This window comes from Antrihabitans cavernicola (assembly GCF_008297975.1).
GTDB classification, from domain to species: domain Bacteria; phylum Actinomycetota; class Actinomycetes; order Mycobacteriales; family Mycobacteriaceae; genus Antrihabitans; species Antrihabitans cavernicola.
The window spans coordinates 192,926-206,381 of the sequence record NZ_VLNY01000002.1 but is presented as its reverse complement, the minus strand read 5'-3'; the positions used below and the strand labels follow the sequence as shown (position 1 = coordinate 206,381).

Genomic DNA, 13,456 nt, shown 5'->3' with positions numbered 1-13,456 from the left:
CGGACGGCCGCAGTGACGGTCGTTGTTCGACGGACGTAAACATCGCGATAGATGCGCAGGCAGTCGTGGCGAAGCTGATGCTCGGTTAGCTGTGATGCACGCGATCCCAGAAATGGTTCCTCCACGCCAAGCCAAGCCCACAGAATGGCCTTGAAGGCCGCCCCAGCCGATCTGTGGATAACTTTCTCGCTGTCCACAGGCCGAACGGGAGGATATCGGTCCCGCCTCTCGGCGTTTGTTCCGGCAACCACCCGTTGGGCATTTCAGTGCGCCAAGACATCAGTCGCTTTGTGGTCCGCATCGACGCCGTCGACGATCATGGCGATTCCGGCGGCGTTGTCGGTTCGTAGGCGCAGGATCTGCTGGTACTTCTCGGATCGGTACCAGCCGCCGACGGCAGCGCGATCCGGGAACTCGATCACGATCAGGCTGCCCGGCCACTCACCTTCGAGCATGGTCTGCTCGCTGCCGTGGACGATGAACTTACCGCCGAACGGTGCGAGCGTCGCATCGATGCGTTCCAGGTATTCGACGACGCCTGCTCCGATATCGACATTCGTCAGGCTGGCAACTGCGTAGGCGGTCATGGCGTTCTCCTCGATCGATCGGTTGATGAGACCGATACTTCCGCCCGGGGCGCACGCCGTCGATTACGTCGCAGGTAATGGAAATACGCAGAATTCGTTGCCCGCCGGATCCGCCAGCACCGTCCACGCGATCTCGTCGTCCTGCGCCCGAAGCACGGTGGCACCAGCTGCGACGAGGTCGTCGACGTCACCGAAGACGTCCAGGTGAATGCGATTCTTGCCGACCTTCGGTTCGGGAACGGGCACGAAGTCGATCGAATCGAACGGCGCACCAGGGATGCCTTCGATGTAGGAATAGCCGCTGTCGTCGTCGTTCAGACTCGCCCCGAATGCTTCGGCCCACCACGCCGCGAGCCCGTGGCACTCATCGGCCGAGTTGCCGCAATCGACGCCGATCTCGTAGAGCCGGTGCGTGATCTCGCCCTTGCGAACGAACGCGCAGAACTCGCCGCCTTCCGCATCTGCCATCAGTGTCCATGGAAAGGTTTCCGGGTCGACGACGGTGGCTCCGAGCTGCGTCAGCTCGTCGATCGACGCGACGTTTACGTCGAGATGGATTCGGTGCTTGACGGTCTGCGGTTCGGGAACCCTGTTCACCCAGATCGTGTGCCGATCGGTCGGGCCGACCAACTGGACATCGCCGTTGGAATCGTCACCGGCGGAACGTGCTTCGAGTCCCAGCGCACCAGCCCAGAAGTTGCCGAGCCGCTCGGCATCGACCGCGTCGATACACAGGTCTTTGAACGTCATCGTCGACATGTTTTTCAGCCTAGACAAACGAAACGGCCCCCGAGGGATTCCTCGGGGGCCGTTCCGTGGTTGCTGCTAGTCGCTGTTGAAGTAGCTGAGCAGTCGAAGGATCTCGACGTAGAGCCACACCAACGTGACCGTGAGACCGAATGCCACACCCCAGGCAGCCTTTTCGGGAGCCTGTGCGCGAATCAGTTTGTCGGCTGCGTCGAAGTCCAGCAGGAAGCTGAACGCTGCGAGCGCGATGCAGACGAGGCTGAAGATGATGGCGATGGGGCCACCGTCACGCAGGCCGAGGCCACCGGAGGTGAAGAAACCTGCGACGATGTTGCCGAGGGCAAGAACGACGACGCCGATCATGCCCGCGATGATCATCCTGGTGAATCGCGGAGTCACCCGAATGGCACCGGTCTTGTAGACGACCAGCATGCCCGCGAATACGCCGAACGTGCCGAGGACCGCCTGCACGATCAGCGAACTACCGCCCGATCCACCGAACGTGACGTCGGTGAACATGAACGACAGCGCACCGAGGAACACGCCCTCCGCGGCGGCGTAGCTGAGCACGACCGCCGGGTTGTCCATCTTCCGGCCGAACGTGGCGATCAGCACGAGCACGAGGCCGATCAAGCCACCGCCGATGACGAACGGGGTCGCCAACGCCGTGTTGCCGTGCACGAGCACGTAGGAGACGATCGCGGCGACCGTGAGCACACCGAGCGTGATGCCCGTCTTGGTCACCACGTCGTCGATCGTCATGGCACGGGAATCGGGACCCGTCTGGTACTGCTGCGGCGCGGTCTGCTGACCGAACTGCTGCGTTAGTTGTCCGGCACCTGCCGCCGCAGAGCCGAACGTGGCATATCCACCGCCCTCTTTGGGCAGATTCCGGAATACCGGGTTGCTGGTGGTGCGCACCGGGCACATCCCTTCTCGTTGGGGCTTTCTTTGCGGCGTTACTGTACGTAGAACGTCCGAAGTGCATGTCCAGTTCCCAGGCCCCACGACCGGACTGTAACCAAACATCGGACAAAACGGACTCTACCGGTTATTTGCGGGCTATGGCAGATCTCGTGTCGAGCGGACCACCGTGAACTTCGCGTTGCGGCCCATCACCTCGGTGGTTCCGACCGATCGGGCCAGCGCAGCGCGATAGTTCAGGTGGGTGTTGTAGACCGTCCACATCTCACCACCCGGGCGCAGTACTCGTCCCGCAGCCCGAAACATCTTGGTCGCCGCACCGGTGTGGACAGCCGCACCGACGTGGAAGGGCGGGTTGCAGACGATCAGGTCGGTGCCGGCGTCCGGCAACGACGCCATCGCATCGTCGCGGAGCACGTCTACGTCGACGCCGTTCGCTGCGGCTGTCGCTCGGGCCGATGCGACAGCAGCTGCCGATTGATCGGTCGCGATCACTGTGACGTCGGGCCGCAGCCGTTTCAACGCCACGGCCAGAATCCCGGTTCCACACCCGAGGTCGACGGCCGTGCTGCCTGCCGTCGCTCGTGGCAGGAAGTCGAGGAGGTATCGGGTGCCGATGTCGAGTTTGGCGCCCGCGAACGCCGCGCCGTGTGCCACTACCGTCAGATCCAGATCGGGCACCCTCGACGTCACCGGATATTCGGGAACTGCCCTCGGCGTCGGACCCGAGACCGTCAGTACCCGAGATTTCTGTCGCCCCCGACTTGCCTGGACCCGCTCGAAACGCTGTGCCAACACATCGTTCATCGCGACCGAGATGTGCTTGTCGCGCCCGCCCGCGTACACACGGACCTCCGGATCGGCGAAACTCGCTATGGCATCGGCAATTTCGGCCAGCGCTCCGAGTGAGCGCGGCAGCTGCACCAGAATCACACGGGCACCGTCGAGCAAGTCCGCGTCGACGTCGCACTGGCGATAGCGCGCGGAAAGCCCAGCGGCATCGGCGTTTCGAGCCAACGCGCGCTCGCCGGTCAGCTCGTCCTGATGGACACGAATACCGTCGAGGCCGTAGCTGGCCGCCGTTCCGAGGGTCAGCGCGCCGTAGTGATCACCGATCACGACGATCTGCGAGCCTGCTACCGCTGCTAGCGACTCGGCAGCGAGATCGAGAATCAGCCGGTCCGCAGCGTCGACAGCAAAGAGGTTGGGCGCCTCCACATCGGGGCTGCGCCGCAGCCCGGCGAACAGCTCGTCGATCGTGAGCACGGCGCTTACTCGGACTCCGCACGCAGCGGGCGCAACGCTGCTTCAACCCGCGCAAGTTCGGCCAACATGGCGTCGGCGGACGTCTCCATGATCTCGTTCGGCACGACCACGCCGTCTTCGATGAATTGGGTGTGGAACGGAATGCTGACCGCGTCGAACAGCGGCACCATCTTCAACGTGGTCACCACCTGCTTGAGCTGCTGCACCGAACGGGTACCCGCGGCGACGCCGCCGTAGGAGACGAAGCCCACGGGCTTGTGCAGCCATTCCTGATGGAGGTAGTCGATCGCATTCTTCAGCGGCGCCGGGTAGCCGTAGTTGTATTCGGGAGTCACGAAGACGAACGCATCCGACGCGTCGATCACCGCGCTCCAATCCTTGGTGTGCTGCTTGGTGTATTGGCGCAGCCGTGGATGGTTCGGCTCGTCCATCATCGGCAGGTTCACTTCCGCCAAATCGGCAACGACCACGTCGAATCCGTCGAAAGCGTGTGCATGCTTCTCGAACCACGTGGCAATGGGCAGACCTGCTCGGCCCGGGCGAGTGGATGCGATGACGATGGTCAGTGTGGGCATGCCCCAACCGTAACCGTCCAGTTCGGCAGTTCCGTGCGGACACGAATACTGGTTGAGTTGGACTCCGGTGGCGTAAGACAGTACGCAGGCGAACCAGGGAGTGAGCGCAATGCAGTTTCCATTGACAGTCGGCGATTTCCTCTACCGGGCGGCGACGGTGTATCCGGACCGTACGGGAGTCGTGGACGAGCCGGACCAACCTGCACCGTCACTCGGTTCGCTGACCTACCGCGAGATGTCGGCCTACGCCGAAGCGCAAGCCGCCCGACTCGACGAGTGGGACGTACCCGTCGGCGCTCGCATCGCGGTCGTCTCGCACAATTCCGCCCGACTGCTCATGTCTTTCTACGGCGTTTCGGCGTGGGGCCGGGTGTTCCTGCCCATCAACTTTCGCCTCGCCGAGGCCGAGATCCGCTACATCGTCGAACATTCCGGAGCGGACGTTCTCCTCGTCGATCCCGAACGACGCGAATTGCTCGACACCATCGATGTCACGCACAAGTACGTGTTCGGTGAGGACGACGACAAGATCTATGCCCACGGCGTCACCGCAGCACCGTGGGAGGGTGACGAAAACGCCACGGCGACACTGAACTACACCTCCGGCACCACTGCCCGCCCGAAGGGTGTGCAGCAGACGCACAGGGCAACGTGGCTCAACGCCACCGTCTTCGGACTGCACGCCGCCCTCACCGACCGCGATGTCTACCTGCACACGCTGCCGATGTTCCACGCGAACGGTTGGGGCATGCCATTCGCGGTCACCGGCGTCGGCGCCGAACACATCGTGCTGCGCAAGGTCGACGGCACCGAAATCCTGCGGCGCATCGAAAAGTACGGCGTGACAGTCATGTGCGCCGCGCCCGCAGTGGTCGCGGCGGTTCTCGATGCGGCGCCGAACTGGGAGGGCGAGATACCCGGACGTGATCGGGTGCGAATCATCGTTGCGGGCGCTCCGCCACCCACTCGAACCATCGAGCGGATCTGGGACGAGCTCGGGTGGGAGTTCATTCAGATCTACGGCCTCACCGAGACGTCGCCGTTGATCACCGTCAACCGGATGCGCGCCGAATGGGACGACCTCGACACCAGAACGCGTGCGCGAAACCTGGTGCGCGCGGGCACCCCCGCGCTCGGAGTGCGCGTCACCACCGACGTCGACGGCGAAATCCTCACGCAGACAAATCACGCGCTGGAGGCGTACTGGCGCAACCCCGAAGAGACGGAACGGGTTACAGCCGGAAACTGGTTTCACACCGGCGACGGCGGCGTGATCGAGGACGGCTACCTCACCATCGCGGACCGTAAGAAGGACGTCATCATCACCGGCGGTGAGAACGTGTCGTCGATCGAAGTCGAGGATGCTCTCAGCTTGCACCCGGACGTCGCGGAGGTTGCTGTCATCGGCATTCCCGATACGAAGTGGGGCGAGCTGGTGACGGCAATCGTGGTCAGCCGCAAGGACACTCTGACTGCCGAGGAGCTGATCGCGCACAGCCGCGAACACATCGCGGGCTACAAATGCCCCAAGCGAATCGACTTTCTCGACGAGCTTCCGCGTACCGCGACGGGCAAAGTGCAGAAGTTCAAACTGCGCGCGCCGTTCTGGAAAGACCAGGAGCGTCAGGTCAATTGACGCTTCCGTCGGATGGTCGACGGATACGCGCGGCGTTGCTGTGAGATAACTATTTCGTGAGAAAGGGTGCGTGCAGTGCACGGCGTGCGGTATGACCGACACTGAACACGAACCCCTAACCACGCGCAACGCCGCTCTGGAGGACTGACCGTGACCACACCCGCTTCTCCCCGCTCGACGCCGCGCAAGGCTGCGCCGACGTCGGCGCGCACCACCGCAACCAAGGCGACAGGTTCCGCACCGGCACGCACGACGCGGGCGCGGACCGCTGCGAAGGCTACGACGACGACCGCAGGAAAAGCGGCCCCCGCCAAGACAACTCGTGCAACCGCCGCCACCAAGGCACCCGCGAAGAGCGCACCGGCACCCAGAAAGACCGCAGCAACGAAGGCCCCTGCCAAGAGGGCGGCCCCGGCAAAGACTGCGGCGGTCAAGACCGCGCCGGCGAAGGCTCCAGCGAAGCGCACGACGGCGGCGAAGACGACGGCGGTCAAGGCAACTGCGGTCAAGACGGCGGCGGCAAAGACGACTGCCGCGAAGAAGGCGCCGGCCAAGCGCGCTCCCGCAAAGACTGCGACAGCCACGGCAACTCCGACAAAGCGCACCCCGGCGGTCAAGGCAGCGACGACCAAGGCTCCGGCTACCAAGCGCGCGACCACGACTCGTTCTCGCGTAGCCAAGAAGGCGCCGACGACCACACCCGAGGTCGCCAAGCCGATCGCAGCAGCGCCTGTCGCGACGAAGCCGCCCAAGGCCGATCTCACGTCGTTGGAAAAGGCCGAACGCAAAGCCGCCAAGGACAGGGAACGCGAAGAGCGCCGCGCAGCACTGAAGAAGAAGTCCGACGAGCGCAAGGCCAAGCTGAAGAAGCGATCCGACGAACGCAAGGCAGCAGCCAAGCAGAAGATCGCAGATCGCAAGGCAGCCAAGAAGAAGCAAGCCGACAAGAAGAAGGCAGCTGCCGCCGCCGCAAAGGCCGAACACAAGAAGAAGCACAAGAAGCACAAAAAGTGAGCAATTAGGGTAGTCCACTACTCATGTGGTCCCGGGCCCACCGGATCAGGCTTGACGTCTGACCGGTGAGCTACGGGGAGGCCCTCACATGAAGCGCTTGGTTATCTGCTGCGACGGAACGTGGAAAACGTCCGACGACAAGAACGTCTCGAACATCGAGAAGATTGCACGCGCGATTCACACGTCGCCGCCCGACGGCTCGCAGCAAGTCGTGTACTACACCAGCGGAGTCGGCACCGGTGCGACCAGCGTCGAGCGGCTTTTCGGCGGCGCATTCGGGCTGGGACTGGATGCGGCAATCCTGGGTGCCTACCGCTTTCTCGCGCTCAACTACGAAGAGGGCGACGACGTCTACGTTTTCGGCTTCAGCCGCGGCGCATACACGGCGCGCAGTCTGATCGGAATGATCTCGACGATCGGTCTGCTCACACCCGACGGCGTCGTACGCAACGATCTGTGCGAGGCGATCAAGGTCTACCGGAATCGTCCGCGTCTCGATCAAAGCCCCACACAATTTCAAGCGGCGAAGGACAACGTCGCGAAGTTTCGCAGATCCTGCTACCGCGACAGTCAAGTCAAGATCAAGTTCCTCGGAGTATTCGATACCGTTGGTGCACTTGGTGTTCCAGGTCTGTCGTTGCGCAAGTACAAGTTCCATGACGTGGAGCTGCCAAACCAGGTCAAGTACGCACGGCAGGCGTTGGCGATCGACGAGCGGCGCCGTGCATTCGCACCATGCGTGTGGAAAGAGCCCGAGGACAACAAGAAGACCAACGTCAAGCAAGTGTGGTTCGACGGAGTCCACAGTGACGTCGGCGGCGGATACCGCGAATCGACTCTCGGCGATCTGAGCCTGCTCTGGATGATCGGCGAGGCCACCAAGCGAGGTCTGGTGGTCCGAGACGATTTGTTCCACAGCAACCTGCAGCCGTCCAACCTTCCGACACTGCACAATTCGATGACATTCGGCTACCGCATCGCGAATGCTCTCGGCGCGATGGTCGCGTGGTTCGCGGCGATGTTCGCGCGCAAGGACACGCGTTTCCATCGCGGTCATCGCGTACTGCAGGTGGTCGGATCGGAAACGAGCAGGGCGGACTGGAACGTTCGGATCGCACGCAGCGCCTTCGAACGATCCGGCAACGTCGAACTGGACAACGGCTTGGGTACCGCACCCAACGCCTCTCGCTGGATCGAATGGGTGTCGGAGACCGACGATGGCGACGTTCCGATCGAGGATGTGCCGGCCTGGCCGGTGGTATCGGCGTCGCAGCACGGCGGCAAAAAGCTGCATCTGGTAACGCCGACCGAAGAAAATCATTCGCCAAAGCCGGTGTCGCATGAGCACACTCATGACCATGAGCGAAGAGAAGAGCGACCACGACAAGGAGCGCAGCGCAGACGAGTTCCGTTCCGGCGACAACGATCACCGGCGGCGCGACGAGTTGTTGGATGACGCATTCGACGCGTCGGCAGAGTTGATGAGGCGACTCCGGTAGGAGTGCGGAACTCAGTCGCTACGGACGATTCGAATCGGCCCTTTCACCGTCGACGGATCGCCAACCGTCTTTCCGCCTTGGGTGATGCGTACTTCGCCTGCTGACATCAGGCGTCTGGCGGCGGCGCGCACCGGCTCCATCAGGGGTCGCCAGTCTTTCGGCGCAATGGCACGCGCGACATCGGACGGGCAGATCGACGAATCAGCTGCACGGCTCGCGAGTAGGTTGCGGATCGCAGATTCGAGTTCCCGGTCGCTCGAACTCATTGTGCACCTCCACATCCGAACTTACGCTGCCACTGCCACTCGATCGAGTAGCACCGACTCCCGCTGCGATGACGCAGGCAATGCCGAGCACCGACAGCCAGTGCGGACGTTGACCGAGCATCACCAGCCCGATGATCGATGCGAAGGCGGGCTCCAGACTCATGAGTGTTCCGAACGCGGCAGCGTCGAGTCTGCGTAGTGCTTGCATTTCCAACGCGAACGGTACGACAGGAAGCAACAACGCAAGGCCGATCCCAGCGATCAGCAGTCCCGGCGTCATCTCGGGAATGACGGACGGACCGACGAACACGGTGGTGGCGATCGCCGCGACCGGAAGGGAGACGGCGAGACCGTTCAATCCCGTCACGGCATCGCCCACTCGCTGGGTCAAGACGATGTAGAGGGCCCAACAGCACGCAGCACCGAGTGCGAACGCAATGCCGACCGCATCCACCGAGCCCTCCCACGGCCGGGTCAACCACACGACGCCGACCGCCGCACACAACGGCCAGAGGACTCGGCCGCGACCACGGCCATGCAGCGCGGCAACGCTGAGCGGGCCGAGGAACTCGAGTGCGCTTGCCGTGCCCAATGGAATTCGCGCAACGGCGTACATGAACAAGACGGTGACGCCGGCAGTGACCAGTCCCAGCAGCGAGGCGTCGAGCAATGCCCGACGACTGAATTCAGACGGTCGCGGCCTGACGATCACCAACATCAGCACGCCTGCCCAACTGAGCCGAAGCCACGCGGCGCCGTCCGCACCGATGCGGTCGATCAGGCCGACCGAGACCGCAAGGCCGATCTGGACGCACAGCATCGCCACTACTGCCGCCGCAACGCCCTCGCGAGTTCGAACGGTGGTCATGGGCCAATTCAATCCGGACGGCACCGTTCATGTCCACGCGATATATATGAATGTATTGTTTAACAATGCTGAACGATAGTTCGTTGGACCTGCGACGACTGCATCTCCTGCTGGAGCTGTCCCGTCTCGGCACCATGCGGGCGGTAGCGGATGTGCACGGAACAACGACGTCAGGGGTGTCGCAGCAGTTGGCGAGCCTGGCCGAGGAAGTCGGCGCTCGGTTGATCGAACCGGATGGACGCAGAGTCCGCCTCACACCCGCGGGCCTGCGTCTCGCCGACCATGCTGTCACGATTCTTGCCGCCGTCGACGCGGCACGACGCGACCTCGATCCCGACTCCGTGCCCTCGGGAACCTTGCGCGTGGGCGGGTTCGAAACCGCGATCAGGGCGTCGCTGCTGCCCGCTGTCGAGCGATTGTCGACCACCCACGAATTGATCCGAGTGGAGTTGAGCGAATACGAGCCGCTCGAGGCGTTCGAATTGCTCGAAAGCGACGACCTGGATCTGGCACTCACCTACGACTACAACACCGCACCACTCCCCCCGAGCGCACTTCTCGAATCGATGCGGCTGTGGACCATTCCGTGGGGCCTCGGCGTGCCGAGTTCCGATCCGACCGGACCTGTACGACTGCTCGATTACGCCGAGCATCGGTGGATCGTCAACTCGCGAAATACGGCTGACGAAGAGGTGATCCGCGGACTCTGCGCCCTGGAAGGCTTCTCCCCCAACGTGGTTCATCGAATCGACAGCCTCGATCTCGTCGAGCACATGATCGGTAAGGGCTACGGAGTTGGGCTGCTGCCGTTGCACCGATCCACGTCAGATGCCATACGGATCTCCGAGTTCGCGAGTTCGCACGATGTGCTGATGACGGTGTACGCGCTCACGCGCAAGGGTCGCTCGAATTGGCCGCCGCTGAAAGCGATGGTGGGAGCGTTGCGAGCTGTTGCAACACAGGATGTGCTCTGACCGCTCGGACCTGAGCGCGATGGGTCGCGGGTGGGTGCCGCACATGCAATCATGTGCGGATGACTGGGCCGGATGCCTCGGACCGAGCGTCCGTGCGCGCCAATGATCTCGACCGCTCGATGGCTGCCACCGCGCTCGACAGTGCCTACGCAGACGGTGAGCTCGCCTACGACGAGTACCAGCAACGCCTCACCGCTGCGAAGAACGCGGCGACCCGTGGCGAGCTGATCCGGCTCGTCGGCGATCTACAGGTCCCGCACGAACTGCCCGCGCTTCCGCAACTCCAGCCACCGAGCGCACCGGCCGGGTCGAAAACGCGCGTCAGGAGAGGCGTTTGGGCCGCCGTCGCAGCGTCCTTTCTCGCCGTCGCGGCCGCAGTCGTGGCGCTTACCAGCCATCATTCGGCTACGCCGACGGTGTCGAGTCGGTCGACAACACCGTCGCCGACTACCCCGATCGTGGCGACGTCGGTGGTCGAACGGCCCGACTACACCGTTGCCGACCGTCAACTGGTCGCGGTGTTGCCGACCGGGTACAGCCAGAACAATTGTTCCCATCAAGAACCGAACAATGGCGAACTCGCGGCCTTGATCTGCGGCGCGTACCCCGGAGCGGACATCTCGGAGTCGCATTTCTATCTCTACGCCGATGCGCAGACCGCTCAGCAGAGTTACGACGACGACCGCAACAATCTCGATCATGTCGCATGCGCGGACGGTGCGTCCGACAACAGCTACCCCATGCCCGAATCGGCGCAGCCCGCCGGGCGATACGAATGCTTTCAGTCCACCGGCAAGCAGATTGTTCCGAGTCTCGAATGGACTTCCGCACAACGACATACCCTCGGCGTCAGTTTCGCCTCCGACGCCGACGGAAACCAATCGCTGCTCGACTGGTGGCGAAGTCACGGACGATTCAACTGAGCAGTCGAGTCGGTGGATGTCGTCGAAGCACCGAGTAGTCGGCTACTGCGACGCCGTATCCACCGTCGCAAACGACGACCACAGCACCGGTGAGTGCTCGATCGCTCCACTCGCCCGCCAGGCGTCCAAACGACGACGCTGCCAGGCGTTGATCGTTGCCACCGGATCGGCCGATTCGTGGGCGTCGTCGATGGCACTTACCGCGTCCTGCAGCGGCCGACCGCTGCTACCGACGGCGGCGTAGGCAGCATCCGTCGGCAACGTCCACCGACTTGCGGTGACCAGCTCCGCGCCACCGTGGATCATGGCGGCGACCAGGCCGAGCGCCTCTCCGAAGCGCATGTCTCCGTGGATATGCCACTCGGTGAACTATCGACCCGCGGGCTCCGGAACGGATTGCGACGCCAGCCCTCGGTGATGCCAGTGCCATTGCTCACGGGGGATGAAGCGGGTGCGGTAACGAACGAGGGCGCCCAAGATCACGGCCTCACCGATCGCTGTGAACACCGTGAGGAACTGATCGAAATAGGTTGCCATCACGTTGACGACGGTGAGCGACAGCACGCTGGCCCAGATTCCGAGACGGACGCTTGCGGCAACATGACCGCGCAACCATTGCACCGCGGCGGCGAGGTAACCCGCGCCTACCAGAACCTCGCCTATCGCAGCGAGCGCCAACGCCAACTGCGCTTTCCACCCGTGGTGGTTCAACTCGCCTGAGTCCAACAGTCTTCCGAGCGGATGCCACGCCGGGTGCCAGCCCGTGATCACCTCGGCACTCGCCACCAGCCGAACCAGCGACCACACGGCGTGCGCGAACATGACCGCGATCAACACCGGAGCCAACAGTCGCTGCGGCGCGAGCACCTCCTCGACTCGTTCGATCACCGGGATCACTCGACCCGACACCGACGCGTGACCGCGATCGGGCGCCGCATGGAGGTAACGCGACAGCGCGTCGAGCACGTCGACGTGCTCGGGCGGAAGGTCGCCGCGATGTATGCCGTCCAACTCGGCGGCCAGGGCGGCACGTCGGTCTGTGCCCGGGCGGGTGCCGACCATCTGCGCGGTTTCCTCCATCACCTGGCTCAGGTGCACGACAGGCGAAATCCGGTGTGCGCGAGCGGCATAGCGCGCCAAGGCGACGATCAACAGGAACGCCAGGTAGATGATCGGCGCTGCGAGGGGGAAGAAGTAGTTGTTGTCCGAGGTGATGAATTTGCCGACTTCGTCGATGAACAACCCCAGACCCACTCCGGAGAGAATCGCTGCCGCGATCATCGATGTGCCACTCGCGTAGAGGAGCGTCACCAGCATCGCGATGACCAGTAGCAAGCCGCCGAACAAGGCATGCGCAATGTGGTACGTGGCACCCCCGATTTTCGGATACCCCGACGACATCAGGAAGAGCCTGGTGATGACGACGGTCATTCCGAAGCTCACTGCCATCCAGGTCACCAAATGCCCGGCGCGCGAACGCCACCGCAACCTGCTCAGCCATCTACCGTTCATGATCGACAAGATTGCCACGCGGGCAAGCGCCGAACCATATGAATGCTTCCTTCAGGCGGACTCGAACCGACAACGTGTGCGGATTTTGCGATTGCATTTCTCGACGTATGGGAAATGTTGGTGATTATCAACTGGGACAAGGGAATTGAAACCGGCCGTAAGGCGATCTCGACGGATTGAGTAGCCCATTACCCATGCGATTCTCCGTCGCTCCGTCCACGCTGTGAGATGCGCCTGTTGGCACAACACCACATCGAGAAAGGGAGCAAGTCATGTCGAACATGAGAACAACACGCCGGGCCGCCGCCGTTGTGGCGCTCACGGCAGCGGCAGGTCTTGCGGTGCCGGCGATCGCTTCCGCAGGATCGGTGATCCCCACGCCGACCGTCCTGTGTCCAGGTGCATCCGCTGTAGCCTCCGGCGGCAGTGTCGCGGTCGGTGCGATCAGCGCACCCAACCCGGTCACGAGCAGCAACGTCTCCTATGCGTGGATCGCGTTGGACCCCAACTTCGTCGGAGTCACGCCACTGGCCCCGTCGGGATCCACGGTTGTGGGGTCGGCGCCGAATGCCCCCGGGGTGGGGATCGTCTACGGCTCCTATACCTCGTCCACGGGTACGTGCACCCTGACACCCGCCGTGGTTTTGCAACCGTAAGCCGAGGTA

General features: G+C 63.3%; 15 protein-coding genes. 6 read left to right on the top strand and 9 right to left on the bottom strand.

What is annotated here, in order from left to right:
* Positions 1-263: 263 nt before the first annotated feature.
* The 5 genes from FOY51_RS04730 to FOY51_RS04710 all read right to left on the bottom strand — a co-directional run bounded on the left by FOY51_RS04730 (position 264) and on the right by FOY51_RS04710 (position 4,099).
* Positions 264-587, bottom strand: coding sequence for a DUF1330 domain-containing protein (locus tag FOY51_RS04730; RefSeq protein ID WP_149429053.1), 324 nt, complete (start codon positions 585-587; stop codon positions 264-266).
* A 63-nt stretch (positions 588-650) separates the two neighbouring features.
* Positions 651-1,346 carry a VOC family protein gene (locus tag FOY51_RS04725; protein WP_149429052.1) on the bottom strand — a complete coding sequence of 232 codons (696 nt, stop codon included), beginning with the start codon at positions 1,344-1,346 and terminating at the stop codon, positions 651-653.
* Between the two features lie 66 nt (positions 1,347-1,412).
* Positions 1,413-2,255 carry a Bax inhibitor-1/YccA family protein gene (locus tag FOY51_RS04720; protein ID WP_187776179.1) on the bottom strand — a complete coding sequence of 281 codons (843 nt, stop codon included), beginning with the start codon at positions 2,253-2,255 and terminating at the stop codon, positions 1,413-1,415.
* A 141-nt stretch (positions 2,256-2,396) separates the two neighbouring features.
* The gene (locus FOY51_RS04715; protein ID WP_149429050.1) at positions 2,397-3,524 is read right to left on the bottom strand and encodes a class I SAM-dependent methyltransferase; all 1,128 of its coding nucleotides are present in this window, start codon (positions 3,522-3,524) and stop codon (positions 2,397-2,399) included.
* Between the two features lie 5 nt (positions 3,525-3,529).
* Complete coding sequence (locus FOY51_RS04710; RefSeq protein ID WP_149429049.1) at positions 3,530-4,099, bottom strand: NADPH-dependent FMN reductase; 570 nt, start codon at positions 4,097-4,099, stop codon at positions 3,530-3,532.
* Positions 4,100-4,208: 109 nt separating this feature from the next.
* On the opposite strand from FOY51_RS04710, the gene FOY51_RS04705 reads away from it, so the two are divergent.
* The 3 genes from FOY51_RS04705 (at position 4,209) to FOY51_RS04695 (ending at position 8,205) form a co-directional block, all read left to right on the top strand.
* Positions 4,209-5,735, top strand: coding sequence for an AMP-binding protein (locus tag FOY51_RS04705; protein WP_149429048.1), 1,527 nt, complete (start codon positions 4,209-4,211; stop codon positions 5,733-5,735).
* A 150-nt stretch (positions 5,736-5,885) separates the two neighbouring features.
* Positions 5,886-6,749, top strand: a complete 864-nt coding sequence (locus FOY51_RS04700) for a histone H1 (protein ID WP_149429047.1) — start codon at positions 5,886-5,888, stop codon at positions 6,747-6,749.
* An 88-nt stretch (positions 6,750-6,837) separates the two neighbouring features.
* Positions 6,838-8,205 (top strand): T6SS phospholipase effector Tle1-like catalytic domain-containing protein, encoded by a 1,368-nt coding sequence (locus tag FOY51_RS04695; protein ID WP_149429046.1) that lies wholly within the window; start codon positions 6,838-6,840, stop codon positions 8,203-8,205.
* A gap of 54 nt (positions 8,206-8,259) precedes the next feature.
* Here FOY51_RS04695 and FOY51_RS04690 read toward each other — a convergent pair whose 3' ends face one another.
* The gene (locus FOY51_RS04690; RefSeq protein WP_149429045.1) at positions 8,260-8,514 is read right to left on the bottom strand and encodes a DUF3253 domain-containing protein; all 255 of its coding nucleotides are present in this window, start codon (positions 8,512-8,514) and stop codon (positions 8,260-8,262) included.
* Positions 8,450-9,382 (bottom strand): EamA family transporter, encoded by a 933-nt coding sequence (locus FOY51_RS04685; RefSeq protein WP_214633061.1) that lies wholly within the window; start codon positions 9,380-9,382, stop codon positions 8,450-8,452. The genes FOY51_RS04690 and FOY51_RS04685 overlap by 65 nt, the downstream gene beginning before the upstream one ends.
* An 83-nt stretch (positions 9,383-9,465) precedes the next feature.
* On the opposite strand from FOY51_RS04685, the gene FOY51_RS04680 reads away from it, so the two are divergent.
* Together FOY51_RS04680 and FOY51_RS04675 are read left to right on the top strand one after the other, a co-directional pair.
* Positions 9,466-10,356, top strand: coding sequence for a LysR family transcriptional regulator (locus FOY51_RS04680; protein ID WP_149429492.1), 891 nt, complete (start codon positions 9,466-9,468; stop codon positions 10,354-10,356).
* 59 nt (positions 10,357-10,415) lie between these two features.
* Entirely contained in the window at positions 10,416-11,279 is an 864-nt protein-coding gene (locus FOY51_RS04675; RefSeq protein ID WP_149429044.1) for a DUF1707 SHOCT-like domain-containing protein, read from the top strand.
* Positions 11,280-11,321: 42 nt separating this feature from the next.
* Here FOY51_RS04675 and FOY51_RS04670 read toward each other — a convergent pair whose 3' ends face one another.
* Entirely contained in the window at positions 11,322-11,621 is a 300-nt protein-coding gene (locus FOY51_RS04670) for a hypothetical protein (protein ID WP_149429043.1), read from the bottom strand.
* Between the two features lie 27 nt (positions 11,622-11,648).
* Positions 11,649-12,791: a hypothetical protein gene (locus FOY51_RS04665; protein WP_149429042.1), complete on the bottom strand. Its 1,143-nt coding sequence runs from the start codon at positions 12,789-12,791 to the stop codon at positions 11,649-11,651.
* 272 nt (positions 12,792-13,063) lie between these two features.
* On the opposite strand from FOY51_RS04665, the gene FOY51_RS04660 reads away from it, so the two are divergent.
* Complete coding sequence (locus FOY51_RS04660; protein ID WP_149429041.1) at positions 13,064-13,447, top strand: hypothetical protein; 384 nt, start codon at positions 13,064-13,066, stop codon at positions 13,445-13,447.
* The last annotated feature ends 9 nt before the right edge of the window (positions 13,448-13,456 follow it).

What these genes read in the sequence shown, in the direction of transcription:
- FOY51_RS04710 (WP_149429049.1), bottom strand. Translation starts at nt 4,099, where the DNA reads ATGCCCACACTGACCATCGTCATCGCATCCACTCGCCCGGGCCGAGCA.
- FOY51_RS04705 (WP_149429048.1), top strand. Translation starts at nt 4,209, where the DNA reads ATGCAGTTTCCATTGACAGTCGGCGATTTCCTCTACCGGGCGGCGACG.
- FOY51_RS04670 (WP_149429043.1), bottom strand. Translation starts at nt 11,621, where the DNA reads ATGCGCTTCGGAGAGGCGCTCGGCCTGGTCGCCGCCATGATCCACGGT.
- FOY51_RS04725 (WP_149429052.1), bottom strand. Translation starts at nt 1,346, where the DNA reads ATGTCGACGATGACGTTCAAAGACCTGTGTATCGACGCGGTCGATGCC.
- FOY51_RS04730 (WP_149429053.1), bottom strand. Translation starts at nt 587, where the DNA reads ATGACCGCCTACGCAGTTGCCAGCCTGACGAATGTCGATATCGGAGCA.
- FOY51_RS04675 (WP_149429044.1), top strand. Translation starts at nt 10,416, where the DNA reads ATGACTGGGCCGGATGCCTCGGACCGAGCGTCCGTGCGCGCCAATGAT.
- FOY51_RS04685 (WP_214633061.1), bottom strand. Translation starts at nt 9,382, where the DNA reads ATGACCACCGTTCGAACTCGCGAGGGCGTTGCGGCGGCAGTAGTGGCG.
- FOY51_RS04665 (WP_149429042.1), bottom strand. Translation starts at nt 12,791, where the DNA reads ATGAACGGTAGATGGCTGAGCAGGTTGCGGTGGCGTTCGCGCGCCGGG.
- FOY51_RS04695 (WP_149429046.1), top strand. Translation starts at nt 6,838, where the DNA reads ATGAAGCGCTTGGTTATCTGCTGCGACGGAACGTGGAAAACGTCCGAC.
- FOY51_RS04690 (WP_149429045.1), bottom strand. Translation starts at nt 8,514, where the DNA reads ATGAGTTCGAGCGACCGGGAACTCGAATCTGCGATCCGCAACCTACTC.
- FOY51_RS04660 (WP_149429041.1), top strand. Translation starts at nt 13,064, where the DNA reads ATGTCGAACATGAGAACAACACGCCGGGCCGCCGCCGTTGTGGCGCTC.